The organism is Psychrobacter sp. 1U2 (assembly GCF_051847575.1).
Map to the genome: position 1 here is coordinate 1 of NZ_JBPYDC010001247.1, position 654 is coordinate 654.

Sequence of the window (654 nt, forward strand, 5' to 3'; positions counted from 1 at the left end):
AGCATGATGATGAGCGTTAATACCAAAGAGGCGATCTGTAACAACTGCTGCCACATCTGTCTTTGCTCGTTGCGATACTGCAAGGCATCAACCAATCCATCTGCGTCTTTGACGTAGGAGTCTGATGCACTATATAAAGAGGCTTTATCACGAGACAGTAAAGCAGGTTTTAGACCATTGAACCACTGTGTTTCGATCTTTGCTAATTGATCATTAATACTGTCATGTTCATTACCATAGTGACGTTGATATTGTCTTAGGCTGGCTAGCCGGTTCTCCATGTCAGTAATCAAAAAAGCGGACGCATCAGAGTAACTGGTAGAGTCCGTCTGTGCCGGATTGGTTTTGGGGTTGCTATCCAAATCAGCGGAGTAGAGCCTATCAAAGTCAGTCGCTATTTGAAACTTGATACGATAAGTCGCCATACGTATCGAGCCTGCCGTATTGATGGCTTGGCCATCTGCTTGAGACACCCAAGCCAACACGCCGCTGCCTACAGCAGATATAAAGCAAAGTATAGCAATAGCAAACACAGATGCTAACGCTTGGGCAGGCAAAGAACGTCCTAAGTAATTTTTCATAATGGAAAAATGTATTCCTTATAACTAATCTGTTTTCACATCGTACTTTTTAAACGCTAAAAAACTGCCATCG

Annotated in this window: 1 protein-coding gene; it reads right to left on the minus strand. The window is 43.1% G+C overall.

Annotated features, from left to right (window positions below):
• Positions 1–581, minus strand: a 581-nt coding sequence (locus ACS8FD_RS21465) for a type IV pili methyl-accepting chemotaxis transducer N-terminal domain-containing protein (protein WP_439277363.1), incomplete at its 3' end; no start/stop codon positions are given.
• Positions 582–654: the final 73 nt, after the last annotated feature.